Source organism: Pseudomonas sp. MTM4 (genome assembly GCF_019355055.1).
GTDB lineage: Bacteria > Pseudomonadota > Gammaproteobacteria > Pseudomonadales > Pseudomonadaceae > Stutzerimonas.
Genome location: NZ_CP048411.1, coordinates 3,731,974 through 3,746,072 on the forward strand (window position 1 = coordinate 3,731,974; position 14,099 = coordinate 3,746,072).

Annotated in this window: 12 protein-coding genes; 4 read left to right on the top strand and 8 right to left on the bottom strand. The window is 64.1% G+C overall.

Features of this window, described 5'->3' with window-relative positions; all coding sequences use genetic code 11:
* Window positions 1-103 precede the first annotated feature (103 nt).
* The 4 genes from GYM54_RS17165 to sigJ all read right to left on the bottom strand — a co-directional run bounded on the left by GYM54_RS17165 (window position 104) and on the right by sigJ (window position 5,050).
* Window positions 104-2,377, bottom strand: coding sequence for an MHYT domain-containing protein (locus GYM54_RS17165; RefSeq protein WP_181099880.1), 2,274 nt, complete (start codon window positions 2,375-2,377; stop codon window positions 104-106).
* A 254-nt stretch (window positions 2,378-2,631) separates the two neighbouring features.
* Window positions 2,632-3,159 carry an inorganic diphosphatase gene (gene ppa / locus GYM54_RS17170; protein ID WP_045163730.1) on the bottom strand — a complete coding sequence of 176 codons (528 nt, stop codon included), beginning with the start codon at window positions 3,157-3,159 and terminating at the stop codon, window positions 2,632-2,634.
* A 137-nt stretch (window positions 3,160-3,296) separates the two neighbouring features.
* Window positions 3,297-4,109, bottom strand: a complete 813-nt coding sequence (locus GYM54_RS17175; protein WP_181099882.1) for a zinc-dependent peptidase — start codon at window positions 4,107-4,109, stop codon at window positions 3,297-3,299.
* Window positions 4,110-4,141: 32 nt separating this feature from the next.
* Entirely contained in the window at window positions 4,142-5,050 is a 909-nt protein-coding gene (sigJ, locus tag GYM54_RS17180) for an RNA polymerase sigma factor SigJ (protein ID WP_197445895.1), read from the bottom strand.
* 134 nt (window positions 5,051-5,184) lie between these two features.
* On the opposite strand from sigJ, the gene GYM54_RS17185 reads away from it, so the two are divergent.
* Both GYM54_RS17185 and GYM54_RS17190 read left to right on the top strand, forming a co-directional pair.
* Window positions 5,185-5,706 (top strand): carboxymuconolactone decarboxylase family protein, encoded by a 522-nt coding sequence (locus GYM54_RS17185; RefSeq protein ID WP_219852942.1) that lies wholly within the window; start codon window positions 5,185-5,187, stop codon window positions 5,704-5,706.
* Complete coding sequence (locus tag GYM54_RS17190) at window positions 5,706-6,134, top strand: RidA family protein (RefSeq protein ID WP_181099886.1); 429 nt, start codon at window positions 5,706-5,708, stop codon at window positions 6,132-6,134. The genes GYM54_RS17185 and GYM54_RS17190 overlap by 1 nt, the downstream gene beginning before the upstream one ends.
* Before the next feature lie 97 nt (window positions 6,135-6,231).
* On the opposite strand, the gene eutC is transcribed toward GYM54_RS17190, so the two are convergent.
* From eutC to GYM54_RS17210, 4 genes are all read right to left on the bottom strand, one after another.
* Complete coding sequence (gene eutC, locus GYM54_RS17195) at window positions 6,232-7,026, bottom strand: ethanolamine ammonia-lyase subunit EutC (protein WP_181099888.1); 795 nt, start codon at window positions 7,024-7,026, stop codon at window positions 6,232-6,234.
* A 154-nt stretch (window positions 7,027-7,180) separates the two neighbouring features.
* Entirely contained in the window at window positions 7,181-8,572 is a 1,392-nt protein-coding gene (locus GYM54_RS17200; RefSeq protein WP_181099890.1) for an ethanolamine ammonia-lyase subunit EutB, read from the bottom strand.
* Between the two features lie 10 nt (window positions 8,573-8,582).
* The gene (eat, locus tag GYM54_RS17205; protein ID WP_197445894.1) at window positions 8,583-10,031 is read right to left on the bottom strand and encodes an ethanolamine permease; all 1,449 of its coding nucleotides are present in this window, start codon (window positions 10,029-10,031) and stop codon (window positions 8,583-8,585) included.
* Between the two features lie 191 nt (window positions 10,032-10,222).
* Complete coding sequence (locus GYM54_RS17210; protein ID WP_181099894.1) at window positions 10,223-11,743, bottom strand: aldehyde dehydrogenase family protein; 1,521 nt, start codon at window positions 11,741-11,743, stop codon at window positions 10,223-10,225.
* 215 nt (window positions 11,744-11,958) lie between these two features.
* Here GYM54_RS17210 and mpl point away from each other — a divergent pair, with 215 nt between their 5' ends.
* Together mpl and ubiX are read left to right on the top strand one after the other, a co-directional pair.
* A complete protein-coding gene (gene mpl / locus GYM54_RS17215) occupies window positions 11,959-13,308 on the top strand; it encodes a UDP-N-acetylmuramate:L-alanyl-gamma-D-glutamyl-meso-diaminopimelate ligase (protein WP_181099897.1) in 1,350 nt (449 codons plus the stop codon).
* Between the two features lie 109 nt (window positions 13,309-13,417).
* Entirely contained in the window at window positions 13,418-14,047 is a 630-nt protein-coding gene (gene ubiX / locus GYM54_RS17220; protein ID WP_181099898.1) for a flavin prenyltransferase UbiX, read from the top strand.
* Window positions 14,048-14,099 lie beyond the last annotated feature (52 nt).

Here is a 14,099-nt window from a genome sequence, read left to right on the forward strand (position 1 = left end):
ATCAACGAAAGCCGTGGTTTCGATAGAGTCGGCGCGCCCGGATCCGTTCAGGTTTTATCGATGAACGATCAGCGAACCGGGTCGGGATACGCACCCGCACGCTTCAACGGCGGTTATGCAGCGGCACCACGACACGCGAATTCTGACGCCCCAACGTGTCACTGATCGCTGCGCTGAGCGTGTGCTGCGTAAACGGCTTAGCCAGCGTATGCAGCGGGCGACCGTCTTCGGACAGCTCCGCATAGCCGCTGACCAACAGGACCGGCAGGTTGGGCCTTTCGATTTTGACGATCTTGGCCAGTTGGGTGCCGGTCATGCCGGGCATCATCTGATCGGTGACCAAAATATCGAAGGCCTCTTGCTGGCGAATGATAACCAGGGCCGCCTCGCCATCGCCGACCGCGGTGACTCGATGTCCCAGGTCCTCGAGTAACTCGGTGGTATTGGCGAGCACCAGAGGATCATCGTCTACCACGAGAATCGACAAGGCGGGGACCGGCGCCGCGACGGGTTCGTCTGGATGTTCGGATGCCGGGGCCGCCATCAGTGCCGGGACGCCCAAGGGTAGCCACAGCTCGACGGTCGTTCCCCTGCCCGGCTGGCTCGCCATTTCCAATCGCCCGCCCGATTGCTCGGCCAGGCCATGAGCCATCGAGAGGCCGAGTCCGGTGCCTTTGCCTGGCCCCTTGGTTGTGAAGAAGGGCTCGGTTGCACGGGCCAGCGTCTCCGGACTCATGCCGATGCCGTCGTCGCGCACGATCAGGGCGACGAACTCCTGCGACGATTGTTCCGTTGGTGCCCTGAGAGAACGCGGCTGGCCTTCGATGCAGATCGTGCCGCCTGTCGGCATGGCGTCCCGTGCGTTGACCACCAGATTGATCAGCACCATTTCGAGCTGATTCGCGTCGACGTAGGCAGGCGGCAGACTCAGAGAGAATCGCGTTTCGATGGCGATATTGGTCCCCACCGAGCGTTGCAGCAGCTCTCGCATGCTCATCACTACGTCCGGTAGCACGACGGAACTGGGGTTCAAGTCCTGCTTGCGGGCGAACGCCAGCATGCGCTGGACCAGGCTGGCGCCACGCTGTGTCGCCAGCAGCGCGTTTTCGATCAGAGTGCCGGTACGAGCCGTGTCGTTCGGCAGCCGCTTGCGCAGCAGTTCGAGATTTCCACTGACCACGGCGAGCAGGTTGTTGAAGTCATGAGCGATGCCGCCGGTCAGCTTGCCGATCGCTTCCAGCTTCTGCGCCTGCCGGAGCGCGGCCTCGGCGTGCCGGCGTTCGGTGATGTTCACCAGGCCGCCGATGATGAGCACGCCGCGGGTGGTCTGTTCGAGACGCGTGGACGCCAGCACATCGATGAACGCACCAGCCCTGGCCACCAAGCGGTACTCGGCGTTGAGGCATTCGCCGGTTTCGAGCAATGCCGGCCAGTCCTGGCTGAGCATCTGGCGCGCCGAGCTTTCGGTCATGAAGTTGATCAGGGGCCGGCCGATCACGTCGCCTCGGCGATAGCCCATCAGTACGAGCCAGGCATCGCTGACCGACTCGATCCGGCCTTCTTCATCCAGCGAATGCAGCGGCAACGGCGTCTTGCTGTACAGCTCGCGGAACCGCTCCTCGCTTTGGCGCAAGGCCGCCGCTTCCCGCTCGCTGATGATCGCCATGCGCCGGTCATGCATCGAGGCGGCAAGGCCGAAGAACAGCACGATGAAGGTCGAGCCGGCAACCGACAACGCCAGCGTCAACAGATCCAGGCCGCTGTCGTGCGGCGCGGGCATCGCATCGTGCAGCGGAGTGAAGCGCGCGCCGGCCATGGCCGTGTAGTGCATGCCCGCCACGGCAAAGCCCATCGCCACGGCCGAGACCGCCTGCAGTATCAGGCGCCTGCCGCGGGCGGAGAGCCAGAGCGCTACGGTGGCCGCGCCGATTGCGATGATGAGGGAGATACCCACCCAAAACGGGTCATAGGACAGCTCGGCATGCATCGTCATGGCCGCCATGCCTATGTAGTGCATGGCCCCAATTCCGAGCCCCATGAACAGACCACCGATCCCGAGTGTCTTGCGGCCCAGTCCGCGAATGCCAACGGCGAAAAAGCTGATCGCCGTCACCGCAATCGGCACGACCAGCGACCAGAGAGTGAGCGCCAGGTCGTACTGGATCTCCATGCCGGGCATGCCGAAGGCCAGCATGCCGACGAAGTGCATCGACCAGATGCTGCCGCCCATGCAGACGGCCGCTGCGCATAACCAGGCATGTCGCATCCAATCGGCTGAAGCGCGCGCGCGGCTGGCCAGGTCGAGCGCTGTGAAGGAGCCAGCAATGGCAATCAGGATGGACAGGCTCACCAATGCAGTGTTGTAGGTGGTTAGCATCGAGGGATCCGTTCAGACTTCAAGGCGGTCGCCCTGTATATATTGCACGGGACGTCCAATAGCGCCAGGTCGCTGGTCTGGAGGCGCGATCGCCAGCCACTTGGAAGTGAGCTTGCGGTTTTTTTTACGACGATTGGGAAAGGCGTGGCAACTGGTTGGGCAGACGAGGTGGTGCCTTTTGTGCCAGCCGAAAACAAAACCTGAAAACATAAAAAAGCCGGCCTCGTGGGCCGGCTTTCCGTAACGGTATTGGCTTATTTTTGGTAAGCCGCAACCGCCTTGGTGATCGCGGCGCGGGCGGCGTCGGCGCCTTCCCAGCCTTCGACCTTGACCCACTTGCCCTTCTCCAGATCCTTGTAATTCTCGAAGAAATGTTTGATCTGCTCGATCAGCAGCGGGGGCAGGTCGGTGTATTCCTTAACGTCCACGTACAGCTGGCTCAGCTTGTCGTGGGGGACGGCGATCAGCTTGGCGTCGCCGCCGGCTTCGTCGGTCATGTTCAGCACGCCGACCGGGCGGCAGCGGATGACCGAGCCCGGCGCGACCGGGTAGGGCGTCACGACCAACACGTCCAGCGGGTCACCGTCGTCGGCCAGGGTGTGCGGGATGAAGCCGTAGTTGGCCGGGTAGAACATCGGGGTGGCCATGAAACGGTCGACGAACAGGCAATCGGTGTCGTGATCGATTTCGTATTTGATCGGCGCGTGGTTGGCCGGAATCTCGATGGCGACGTAGATATCGTTGGGCAGGTCTTTGCCGGCCGGGACTTTGCTGTAGCTCATGAACATTGCTCCGTGGTCGGCCAACGCGGCCTGGGGCGAAAAAAGTGGGCGCGATTATAGGCGCACTATCGGGCGTTTTGCCATGCCGGTCACGTGAACCCTTGCCGGCAAAATGGCGCGCATTCGACGGCCCGAACTCAATGAGGTTCCGCGTACTGCGGATGACTGTGCTGTAGCTGCTGCAGGCGCGTCAGCGGATCCTGTCGGTAGAAGGCCGCCAGTTGCGCGTAGACCTCGGGAAAGGCCTGGTGCAGCACATCCGGCGCGCTGAAGAAGTATTCGCTGGTGACAGCGAAGAACTCCGCCGGGTTTTCCGCGGCGTAGGGATCGATCGGCGTCTCGGCATCCGGATCGGCATCCAGCACGGCGTCGAGTTGGTCGTAGGCGCTCTGCATCGCGCTCGCCCAGGCCTCGATGTGCATGTTGCGGTGCAGCGGCGGCAGGCCGTTGGCATCGCCGTTGAGCATGTCGAGCTTGTGCGCCAGTTCGTGGATCACCAGGTTGTAGCCTTCCCAGCCGCCGCTTCCCTGGACGCCGGGCCAGGCGAGGATGACCGGCCCCTGCAGCCAGGCTTCGCCGCTGTGCTCGCCGTCCCATTCGTGCTCGACACCGGCCGGGTCGCGATACTTCTGCGGGCTGAGGAAATCGTCGGGATAAAGCACGATCTCGTGAAAGCCGCGATACCAGCCGAGCTCAGCCAGGTGCAGCAGCGGCAACTCGGCCTGCAGCGCCAGGCGCAGGCGATCTTCGGCTTGCAGCTCGACGCCTGGCAGTGCGGTGAGGCGCTTTTCGTGCAGAAACAGCACGGCGCGCTCGCGTAGGCGCGCCAGTTCCTCATCGCTCAAACCGTCGAGGATCGGCAGGCTGTCAACCACGCGGCGCCACAGCTCAGCGCTGATCGGGTTGCGGGCGAGGATGCGTTTGCGCTGCCAGGCGCGGAAGGACCACATGCACGAAGTTCCAGCGGGGCGGGGCGCTCACCTTAAGCGCCGCGGGTGTACGCGGCAAGGGCGTCAGCGTGCTGCTCCCGGCCTGCCATGGCGAGCTTGTGCGGGTTGACCACCGAGTAGATGTGCCGGATGTGCTGGCCGTCGCTGACTAGGGTCATCGCGGCATGAATGCGCTCGCCATGCAGCACCAGCACGCCGGGTTCGCCGTTGATCCAGGTGACCCGGGTGTGCCATTGGCCATCCGCGCGGCGGGCGATGCCGACAGCCAGCCGCACCGAGGCGCGCACGCCGTGCAACACCTTCGAGGCGGCAGTAGCTTGGCCGCCGCCGTCGGCGATCCAGCTCACGTCCTCGGCGAGCAGCTCGGCGAAGGCCGTGCCGTCGGGGTCCAGCAGCGTCGTGGCAAAGCGCTCGACCAAGCGACGGTGTACGGCGGCGTCGACGGCAAAGCGTGGCCGCTCATCGCGAACCCGCCGACGGGCGCGGCTGATGATCTGGCGGCAGGCCACAGAGGTTTTGCCCAGCGTTTCGGCGATCTGTTCGTAGGAATGTTCCAGCACGTCGCGCAGCAGCAGGGCTGCGCGTTCCTCGGCGCCCAGTCGCTCCAGCGCCACCAAGAAGGCCATGGAAATGTCCGCGCCGAGTTCGATCAAGCGTTCGCCTTCGTGGTCGATGCTGCCCAGCAGCGGCTCCGGCAGCCAGGGGCCGAGGTACTCCTCGCGGCGGGCGCGGCGTTGACGAAACTGATCGATGCCCAGCCGGGTCACCACGGTGACCAGCCAGGCCTCGGCATCGCGGATCGCCGCGGGGTCGGCTGCGCTCCACTTGAACCATGCGTCCTGCAGCAAATCTTCGGCATCGGCGCGGCTGCCCAGCAGGCGGTAAGCCAGGCCGAACAGGCGCGGACGCAATCCTTCGTAGTAATGGGCGCGATTCTGCACGGCGGCTCCTCGTGACGGTTGATCCAGTATGGACGGTCCGGCGCGCGCCGTTGTGACAGCCGAGACGAGCTGTCACAACGAGCCCGGTGGGTACGTCCTGGCAATGTCACTCATGACTGAACCGGAGTATTCCCATGCGACTCGACTACCTCAAGCACGCCGACCCGCTGCCACTGCAAGCACTGACTGCTATCAGCGGCTACCTGCACGAATCCGATCTGGATCCGCAACTGCTGTCGCTAATGGAGCTGCGCGCCTCGCAACTCAACGGCTGCGCCTATTGCATTGACATGCACAGCAAGGATCTGCTGGCGCTGGATACGCCGCTGCCACGCATCCTGTTGCTGTCGGCCTGGCGTGAGGCCAATGTCTACAACCCGGCCGAACGTGCCGCGCTGGCCTGGGCTGAAGCTGTCACCGAGCTGCCGGATGGCGAAACACTCGACCGCTGCTACGGTGAGTTGACCGAGCATTTCTCGCCGCGGGTGATCACCCGGCTGACCTTCGCCCTCGTCGTGATCAACAGCTGGAACCGCCTGAGCGTTGCCTTCGGGCGCGAACCGGGGCAGTACCGGCCCGGCGATCTCGATGGGGCGATGAAGCGCGCGTTGGAGCGCTTTGCCGATCTGCGTGGCGTTACCGAGAGGAGTAAGTAATGACTGAACATTCGGGTCGCAACGGCCTGTCACTGCTCAATCCGCCGGGTCTGTACGACCCGGCGCCCAATGGCTATTCCCATGTGGCGTTGTTGCCGCCTGGAGCCCGGCTCGCATTCATCGCCGGGCAGGGTGGCGAGAATGTTGACGGGCGCTTGTCCGAGGATTTTCGCGAACAGGTCCGCCAGGCCCTGGCCAATCTCCGCCTCGCCATCGAGGCGGTGGGCGGCACTGCGCAGCAGATCGCCAAACTCACTGTGCTTATCGTCGACCACAGTGAGGCACGTCTGCAGGTGTTCGGCGAGGAGTTGGCCGGCGCGCTGGGATCGGGACCGAAGCCGGCTTGCACGCTGATCCCGGTGCCACGCCTGGCGCTGGATGGCATGCTCTTCGAGATAGAGGCGGTGGTGTTGCTGCCCGAGGCGTGACTGCCGCTGCATCGTGCGGCTCGCCTCCGGTCTGCGGACGAAACGGGCGGCTCGTCGGAGCCGGTAAGTGGGCTTTAAACGAATACGCGCTGGAGTTTCAGCCCAGCAGGAAGTTGCCGGCGCGGGGCGCGCCGTCCAGCGTCGGCACCTCGGCTTCGTCCTTGAGGTTCACACCTGAAAGCTGGCGACGACAGGCTTCGCGCATGAGATACAGCAGGCGATGCGCGGCCAGGTTGTAGGCGAGGCCTTCAGGGCGGATGTTGGAGATGCAGTTGCGCTGGGCATCGTGGCGGCCGACTTGCGGCGCCCAGGTGAAATAAAGGCCCAGGCTGTCCGGCGAGCTGAGGCCGGGGCGTTCGCCCAGCAAGATCACCACCATCCGGGCCTTGAGGCGTTCGCCGATTTCGTCGGCAATGGCCACGCGGCCTTGTTCGACGATGCTGATCGGCCCGAGGGTCCAGCCTTCGTTCTGGCAATGCTCGACGATCTTCAGCGTCATGGGCAGCGCATGGCGCTGCACGGCCAATGCTGAGAGGCCGTCGGCGATTACCAGGGCGAGGTCGCAGGCTGGTTGATCGCGCTCATCCAACAGAGCGGCGCTGGTTTCGTCCAGGCGCCGGCCCAGATCTGGCCGTTGCAGATAGACCTGACGATCCGCGGCGGCGCTGTGCAGGCGCAGGCAGTCCAGCTCATGTTGCTGCAGCTCGCGGATCAGCGCCTCGCTGTCCAACGGCAAATGCACGGCATCGCGGGCCTGCGCATGGGCGAACTGGAAATCGAGCTGTGCATTAGTAGGCAGGCTGGTGCCAGCCCGGCCGAGAGCGATGCGCGCCGGGGTGAGCTGACGCAGGTGCTGCCAGGGGTTTTCGATGATGGGAGAACGGTCGGGCATGGCTACCTCGAGTGGTCAGGTGGGCATCAAGCGGTGAAAGCTTGCGGACGTACTCGCCTGCGATTACAAGGCGTGGCCCGCCAACCGTAGGGTGTGCTTCAGCGCACCAGAAAACCCTCAGGCAGCTCGGATCGTGCTGCGTAGGACGTGACCTTCACGACAGCTGCTCCAGCGCGCGCCGGAACGGCTCCGGCAGCTCATTGCCCAGCTGCAGCCGGTTACCGTCCTGCTGAAGGATCTGCATCTTCGCCAGCCATTCCTCGAATTCCGGCGCAGCGCGCAGACCCAGCACTTGCCGCACGTAGAGCGCGTCGTGGAAGGAGGTGGTCTGGTAGTTGAGCATCACGTCGTCCGAACCCGGAATGCCCATGATGAAATTGATGCCGGCGGTGCCCAGCAGGGTCAGCAGCATGTCCATGTCGTCCTGGTCGGCTTCGGCGTGGTTGGTGTAGCAAATGTCACAGCCCATGGGCACACCGAGCAGCTTGCCGCAGAAATGGTCCTCCAGGCCGGCGCGGATGATCTGCTTGCCGTTGTAGAGGTATTCCGGACCGATGAAGCCGACCACGGTGTTCACCAGCAGTGGCTTGAAGCGCCGCGCCACCGCATAGGCGCGCGCTTCGCAGGTTTGCTGGTCGACGCCATGGTGGGCGCCCGCCGACAACGCGCTGCCCTGGCCGGTCTCGAAGTACATCAGGTTGTCGCCGAGGGTGCCGCGCTTCTGCGACAGGCCCGCCTCGTAACCTTCCTGCAGCGTGGCCAGACTGATGCCGAAGCTGGCGTTGGCCGCTTCGGTACCGGCGATGGACTGGAACACCAGATCCAGCGGCGCACCGCGCTCGATCGCCGCGATGGAAGTGGTGACGTGGGTGAGAATGCAGGCTTGGGTCGGGATCTCGTAGCGCTGGATGATGGCGTCGAGCATCTTCAGCAGCTCGCAAATACCGGCGGTGCTGTCGGTGGCCGGGTTGATGCCGATCACTGCGTCGCCGTTGCCGTAGAGCAGGCCGTCGAGAATGCTCGCGGCGATGCCGGCGCCGTCGTCGGTGGGGTGGTTGGGTTGCAGGCGGGTGGACATCCGCCCCGGCAGGCCAATGGTGTTGCGAAAGCGCGTCACCACGCGTGGCTTCTGCGCGACCAAAATCAGGTCCTGCACGCGCATGAGTTTCGACACGGCGGCCACCATCTCCGGCGTCAGCCCCGGCGCCAGGGCGGCCATCGCGGCGCCATCGGCTTCATCGCCGAGCAGCCAGTTGCGAAAATCCCCCACGCTGAGATGGCTGACCGGGGCGAAGGCCGTCGCGTCGTGGCTGTCGATGATCAGCCGGGTGACTTCGTCGCTTTCGTAGGGAATCAGCGCTTCTTCGAGAAAGCGCTTGAGCGGCACCTCGGCCAGGCACATTTGCGCCGCCACGCGCTCGGCATCGCTGCCTGCGGCGACCCCGGCGAGCAGGTCGCCGGAGCGCGCCGGGCTGGCCTTGGCCATCAGCTCGCGCAGGTCGTCGAAACGCCAGGTGGTGCCGCCCACGCTGTGCGAGTACGTCATGACTGCCTCCTTACTTCAGCGTTGCCTCGGCGTTCTCGATCGCCGCGAACTCCTCTTCCGGCGTGCCGGCGACCAGGTGATGTCGGCTGTACAGCGCGAAATAGGCGATGAAGATGCCGTAGATGATCGCCGCGCCGATCACCACCCGCGGATCCACCAAGAAGCCGGCGACCACCGCGATGCACGCCAGCACCAGGGCGACGCCCGAGGTAAAGATGCCGCCGGGCGTTTTGTAAGGACGGTGCATGTCCGGACGGCGCAGGCGCAGGGTGATGTGCGAGGCCATCATCAGCACATAGGAAATGGTCGCGCCGAACACCGCTACCAGAATCAGCAGGTCGCCCTGGCCGGTCAGCGACAGGACGAAACCGATCACACCCGGCACGATCAGCGCCAGCACCGGTACCTTGTTGCGGTTGGTCAGCGACAGCTTGCGCGGCAGGTAGCCGGCCCGCGACAGCGCGAAGATTTGCCGCGAGTAGGCGAAGATGATCGAGAAGAAGCTGGCGATCAGCCCGGCCAGGCCGACCAGGTTGACGAAGCCGCTCATCCAGGTTGAGGAGCCGTAGGCGGTGGTCAGCGCCTCCACCAGCGGGTTGCCGGATTCGATCAGTGTGCTGGAACCGGCGCCGCCCGGCCCGACCAGCAGGATCAGCCCGGCGAAGGCCAGCAGCACCAGCATGGCGCCGATCAGCCCGCGCGGCATGTCGCGCTGCGGGTTCTTGGTTTCCTCGGCGGCCAGTGGCACGCCCTCGACCGCGAGGAAGAACCAGATGGCATAGGGAATCGCCGCCCAGATGCCGACGTAGCCGAACGGCAGGAAGGCGCTGGCGCCGGCTGCGGTGGTCGGTGCGATGTCCAGCAGGTTGGCGACCGAGAAGTGCGGCACCATCGCAACGATGAACACGCCCAGCGCCAGTGCGGCGACGGCGGTGATGATGAACATCAGCTTGAGCGCCTCGCCTACGCCAAAGATATGGATGCCGATGAATGCGATGTAGAAGGCCAGGTAGATCATCCAGCCGCCGATGCCGAACAGCGACTCGCAGTAGGCGCCGATGAACACTGCTATGGCCGCCGGCGCGATGGCGTATTCGATGAGGATCGCCGTGCCGGTGAGAAAGCCGCCCAGCGGGCCGAACGCCGTGCGGGCGAAGCCATAACCGCCGCCGGCGGTGGGCACCATCGACGACAACTCGGCCAGCGAAAAGCACATGCACAGGTACATGGTTGCCATCAGCAGCGTGGCGATGAACAGCCCGCCCCAACCGCCCTGTGCCAGGCCGAAGTTCCATCCGGCGTAGTCGCCGGAAATCACGTAGGCGACTCCGAGGCCGACCAATAGCACCCAGCCGGCGGCGCCTTTCTTCAGTTCGCGTTCCTGGAAATAGCTACTGCCGACTGCTTCGAAATCTACGGCATGTTGCGGTGGGGTCGCACTGCTGTGTTCGAAAGCCATGGGGAATCCCTCGTTGTTGGATTGGCGTCTCCCTAGCAAGCGTCATGCCCTGCGCCGCGAACCTTGCATTCGCGGTGTTTTGTCAGCGAAGTCCGGCAGGAACGCACCTTTTGCGGGCTCCGCAGCACCACGGCGGAGCCTTGCAGGTGTCTTGTTCGAACGCGGGCGGCGTCAGCCACCCGCGCCAGCCATCAGAAGAAGCCCAGCGGATTGATGTCGTAGCTGACCAGCAGATTTTTGGTCTGCTGGTAGTGGTCGAGGATCATCTTATGGGTCTCGCGTCCAACGCCGGACTTCTTGTAGCCACCGAACGCGGCATGTGCCGGATACAGGTGGTAACAGTTGGTCCACACCCGTCCGGCCTTGATCCCCCGGCCCATGCGATAGGCACGGTTGATGTCGCGGGTCCAGACGCCAGCGCCGAGGCCGAACTCGGTGTCGTTGGCGATGGCCAGCGCTTCGGCTTCATCCTTGAAGGTGGTCACGCCGATCACCGGGCCGAAGATTTCCTCCTGGAACACGCGCATCTTGTTATGGCCCTTGAGTAGGGTCGGCTGGATGTAATAGCCGGTCGCGAGCGAGCCTTCGAGTTTCTCAACACCGCCACCGGTGAGCACTTCGGCGCCTTCCTGCCGGGCTATGTCCAGGTAGCCGACGATCTTGTCGAACTGCTGCTGGCTGGCCTGGGCGCCGACCATGGTGTCGGTGTCTAGCGGGTCGCCGCGTTTGATCTGCGTGACCTTCTTCATCACCGCTTCCATGAAGGGCGCGTAGATGGATTCCTGCACCAGTGCCCGCGACGGGCAGGTACAGACTTCGCCTTGGTTGAAGAAACCCAGCACCAGCCCCTCGGCCGCCTTCTCGATGAAGGTCGGTTCGGCTTGCATGATGTCTTCGAAGTAGATGTTGGGGCTCTTGCCGCCCAGCTCCACAGTGCTGGGAATGATGTTTTCTGCCGCCATCTTCATGATGTGCGAACCCACCGGGGTGGAGCCGGTGAAGGCGATCTTGGCGATGCGTTTGCTGCTGGCCAGCGCCTCGCCGGCCTCCTTGCCGAAGCCCTGGACGATGTTGAGCACGCCCGGCGGCAGCAGGTCGCCGATGATTTCCGCCAGCACGGTGATGCCCAGCGGCGTCTGCTCGGCGGGTTTCAGGATCACGCAGTTGCCGGCTGCCAGGGCTGGTGCAAGTTTCCAGCAGGCCATCAGGATCGGAAAGTTCCACGGAATGATCTGCCCGACCACGCCCAGCGGCTCGTGGAAGTGGTAGGCGGCGGTGTGCTCATCGATCTCGGCGCTGGTGCCTTCCTGGGCGCGGATGCAGCCGGCGAAGTAGCGGAAGTGGTCAGCCGCCAGCGGGATGTCGGCGTTCAGCGTCTCGCGCACCGCCTTGCCGTTGTCCCAGGTTTCGGTGATGGCGAGCTTTTCCAGATTCGCTTCGATGCGATCAGCGATCTTCAATAGGATCAGCGAGCGCGCCTGCACACTGGTCTTGCCCCACGCGTCGGCGGCGGCATGAGCGGCGTCCAGCGCCTTCTCGATATCGGCCGCGTCGGAGCGCGGGAACTCAGCGATGGGCTGGCCGTTGACTGGCGAAGTGTTGGTGAAATACTGCCCGCCAACCGGTTCGACGAATTGGCCGTTGATAAAGTTGCCGTAGCGGGATTGGAAGGAAACGAGGGCCCCTTCGGTGCCGGGATGGGCGTAGCGCATGATGCGTCTCCGGATCTTGTAATTGCCGTGTGGACTGCTGTGATTCAGCGTAGATCAAGGCCTGACGGTCCGCGAGCGAGGCGACGTGTGGGCGTGCTTGTGCCCGGATGCGCGCGGCGGGCTGTGTCGGGCCGCCTGTGCTAATCTGCGGCGCAGTTTTTTCGCCCGACGCTCCGTGATTCCGGAGCCCGGCGTGGCCAATCCAGAGGTCATTCATGCATATTCATATTCTCGGCATCTGCGGCACCTTCATGGGCTCGCTGGCCGTTCTCGCCAAGGAACTGGGCCATCGGGTCACCGGTTCCGATGCCAACGTCTATCCGCCCATGAGTACCCAGCTTGAGGCTCAGGGCATCGAACTGACCCAGGGCTATGAGCCGAGCCAGCTCGATCCGGCGCCGGATCTGGTGGTGATCGGCAACGCGCTGTCGCGCGGCAACCCGGCGGTGGAGTACGTGCTGAACAAGGGGCTGCCTTACGTTTCCGGCCCGCAGTGGCTCGCCGATCATGTGTTGCAGGGGCGTTGGGTGCTGGCTGCCGCCGGTACTCACGGCAAGACCACCACCAGCAGCATGCTCGCCTGGGTGCTGGAACACGCCGGCATGAGCCCGGGCTTTCTCATCGGTGGCGTACCGCAGAACTTCGGTATCTCGGCGCGCCTGGGCGGTACCCCGTTCTTCGTGGTCGAGGCGGACGAATACGACAGTGCCTTCTTCGACAAGCGCAGCAAGTTTGTCCATTACCGACCGCGTACCGCGATCCTGAACAACCTTGAATTCGACCACGCCGATATCTTCTCGGATCTCGCGGCGATCGAGAGGCAGTTCCACCACCTGGTACGCACCGTGCCCGGCGAGGGGCTGATCATTCATCCGCAATCGGAAGAGGCGCTCAAGCGCGTGATCGGCATGGGCTGCTGGACACCGGTGCAGACAACCGGCAACGGCGGGCAATGGCAGGCCAACCTGCTCAGCGCAGACGGTTCGCGCTTCGAGGTGATCTTCGACGGCACTGTGCAAGGCGTGGTGGACTGGGAATTGACTGGTCAGCACAACGTCAATAACGCTCTGGCCACGCTCGCGGCGGCGCGCCATGTCGGTGTATTGCCCAAGCAGGGAACCGAAGCGCTGAGTGAATTCCGCAGCGTCAAGCGACGCATGGAAAAGGTCGCAGACGTTAATGGCGTGACCATTTACGACGACTTCGCCCATCACCCGACCGCCATCGCCACGACGCTCGACGGCCTACGCAAGCGCGTGGGTGATACGCCGATCATTGCCGTGGTCGAGCCGCGCTCCAATTCGATGAAGTTGGGCGCACACCGTGAAGGCCTGGCCGAATCGGTGGCGCTGGCCAATCAGGCGATCTGGTACGCGCCGCCAAATCTCGGCTGGGACCTGGCCGCGACGGTCGCCGGCTCGCCCGTCGAGACGACCGTATGCGACTCGCTAGAGACGATCATCGCCAAGGTCAAGGCCGACGCCACGCCGGGCACTCAGGTGGTTGTCATGAGCAACGGCGGTTTTGGTGGATTGCATGGCAAATTGGCCGAGGCGCTGGCGTAGGGCCTTATTGGTGGGCTGAAGCGGAACGCCGCCCGGCCCACTCTACCCAGCCCCCGTAGGGTGGGCTTCAGCCCACCAAAAACAACGCAATAGTGCGAGAACAAAACGAATGAGCGGCCCCGAACGCATCACCCTGGCGATGACCGGCGCTTCAGGCGCGCAGTATGGCTTACGCCTGTTGGATTGCCTGATCCAGGAGGACCGCGAGGTGCACTTCTTGATATCCAAGGCCGCGCAGCTGGTGATGGCCACCGAGACCGACGTCGTACTGCCGGCCAAACCCCAGGCGATGCAGGCCTTTCTCTCCGAATACACCGGCGCGGCGGCGGGGCAGATCCGTGTGTTCGCTAAGGAAGACTGGATGGCCCCACCGGCCTCAGGTTCCGGCGCGCCGACGGCTATGGTGGTGGTGCCATGCTCGACTGGCACGCTCTCGGCGATTGCCACCGGCGCCTGCAACAACCTGATCGAGCGCGCGGCGGATGTGACTCTCAAGGAGCGCCGCCAGCTCATTCTCGTGCCGCGCGAGGCGCCCTATTCGAGCATTCATCTGGAAAACATGCTCAAGCTGTCGAATCTGGGCGCGGTGATCCTGCCGGCCTCGCCCGGCTTCTACCACCAGCCGCAGACCCTCGATGATCTGGTGGATTTCGTCGTCGCGCGCATCCTCAATCTGCTGCAGATTCCCCAGGACATGCTGCCGCGTTGGGGTGAGCACCATTTCGTCAGCGACGAGTGAAGCGCGCCGAGGATGGCATTGAGCGCAGCGATACCCATTTCAGGAGCTGCAG

What these genes read in the sequence shown, in the direction of transcription:
- GYM54_RS17165 (WP_181099880.1), bottom strand. Translation starts at nt 2,377, where the DNA reads ATGCTAACCACCTACAACACTGCATTGGTGAGCCTGTCCATCCTGATT.
- ppa (WP_045163730.1), bottom strand. Translation starts at nt 3,159, where the DNA reads ATGAGCTACAGCAAAGTCCCGGCCGGCAAAGACCTGCCCAACGATATC.
- GYM54_RS17175 (WP_181099882.1), bottom strand. Translation starts at nt 4,109, where the DNA reads ATGTGGTCCTTCCGCGCCTGGCAGCGCAAACGCATCCTCGCCCGCAAC.
- GYM54_RS17185 (WP_219852942.1), top strand. Translation starts at nt 5,185, where the DNA reads ATGCGACTCGACTACCTCAAGCACGCCGACCCGCTGCCACTGCAAGCA.
- GYM54_RS17190 (WP_181099886.1), top strand. Translation starts at nt 5,706, where the DNA reads ATGACTGAACATTCGGGTCGCAACGGCCTGTCACTGCTCAATCCGCCG.
- eutC (WP_181099888.1), bottom strand. Translation starts at nt 7,026, where the DNA reads ATGCCCGACCGTTCTCCCATCATCGAAAACCCCTGGCAGCACCTGCGT.
- GYM54_RS17200 (WP_181099890.1), bottom strand. Translation starts at nt 8,572, where the DNA reads ATGACGTACTCGCACAGCGTGGGCGGCACCACCTGGCGTTTCGACGAC.
- eat (WP_197445894.1), bottom strand. Translation starts at nt 10,031, where the DNA reads ATGGCTTTCGAACACAGCAGTGCGACCCCACCGCAACATGCCGTAGAT.
- GYM54_RS17210 (WP_181099894.1), bottom strand. Translation starts at nt 11,743, where the DNA reads ATGCGCTACGCCCATCCCGGCACCGAAGGGGCCCTCGTTTCCTTCCAA.
- mpl (WP_181099897.1), top strand. Translation starts at nt 11,959, where the DNA reads ATGCATATTCATATTCTCGGCATCTGCGGCACCTTCATGGGCTCGCTG.
- ubiX (WP_181099898.1), top strand. Translation starts at nt 13,418, where the DNA reads ATGAGCGGCCCCGAACGCATCACCCTGGCGATGACCGGCGCTTCAGGC.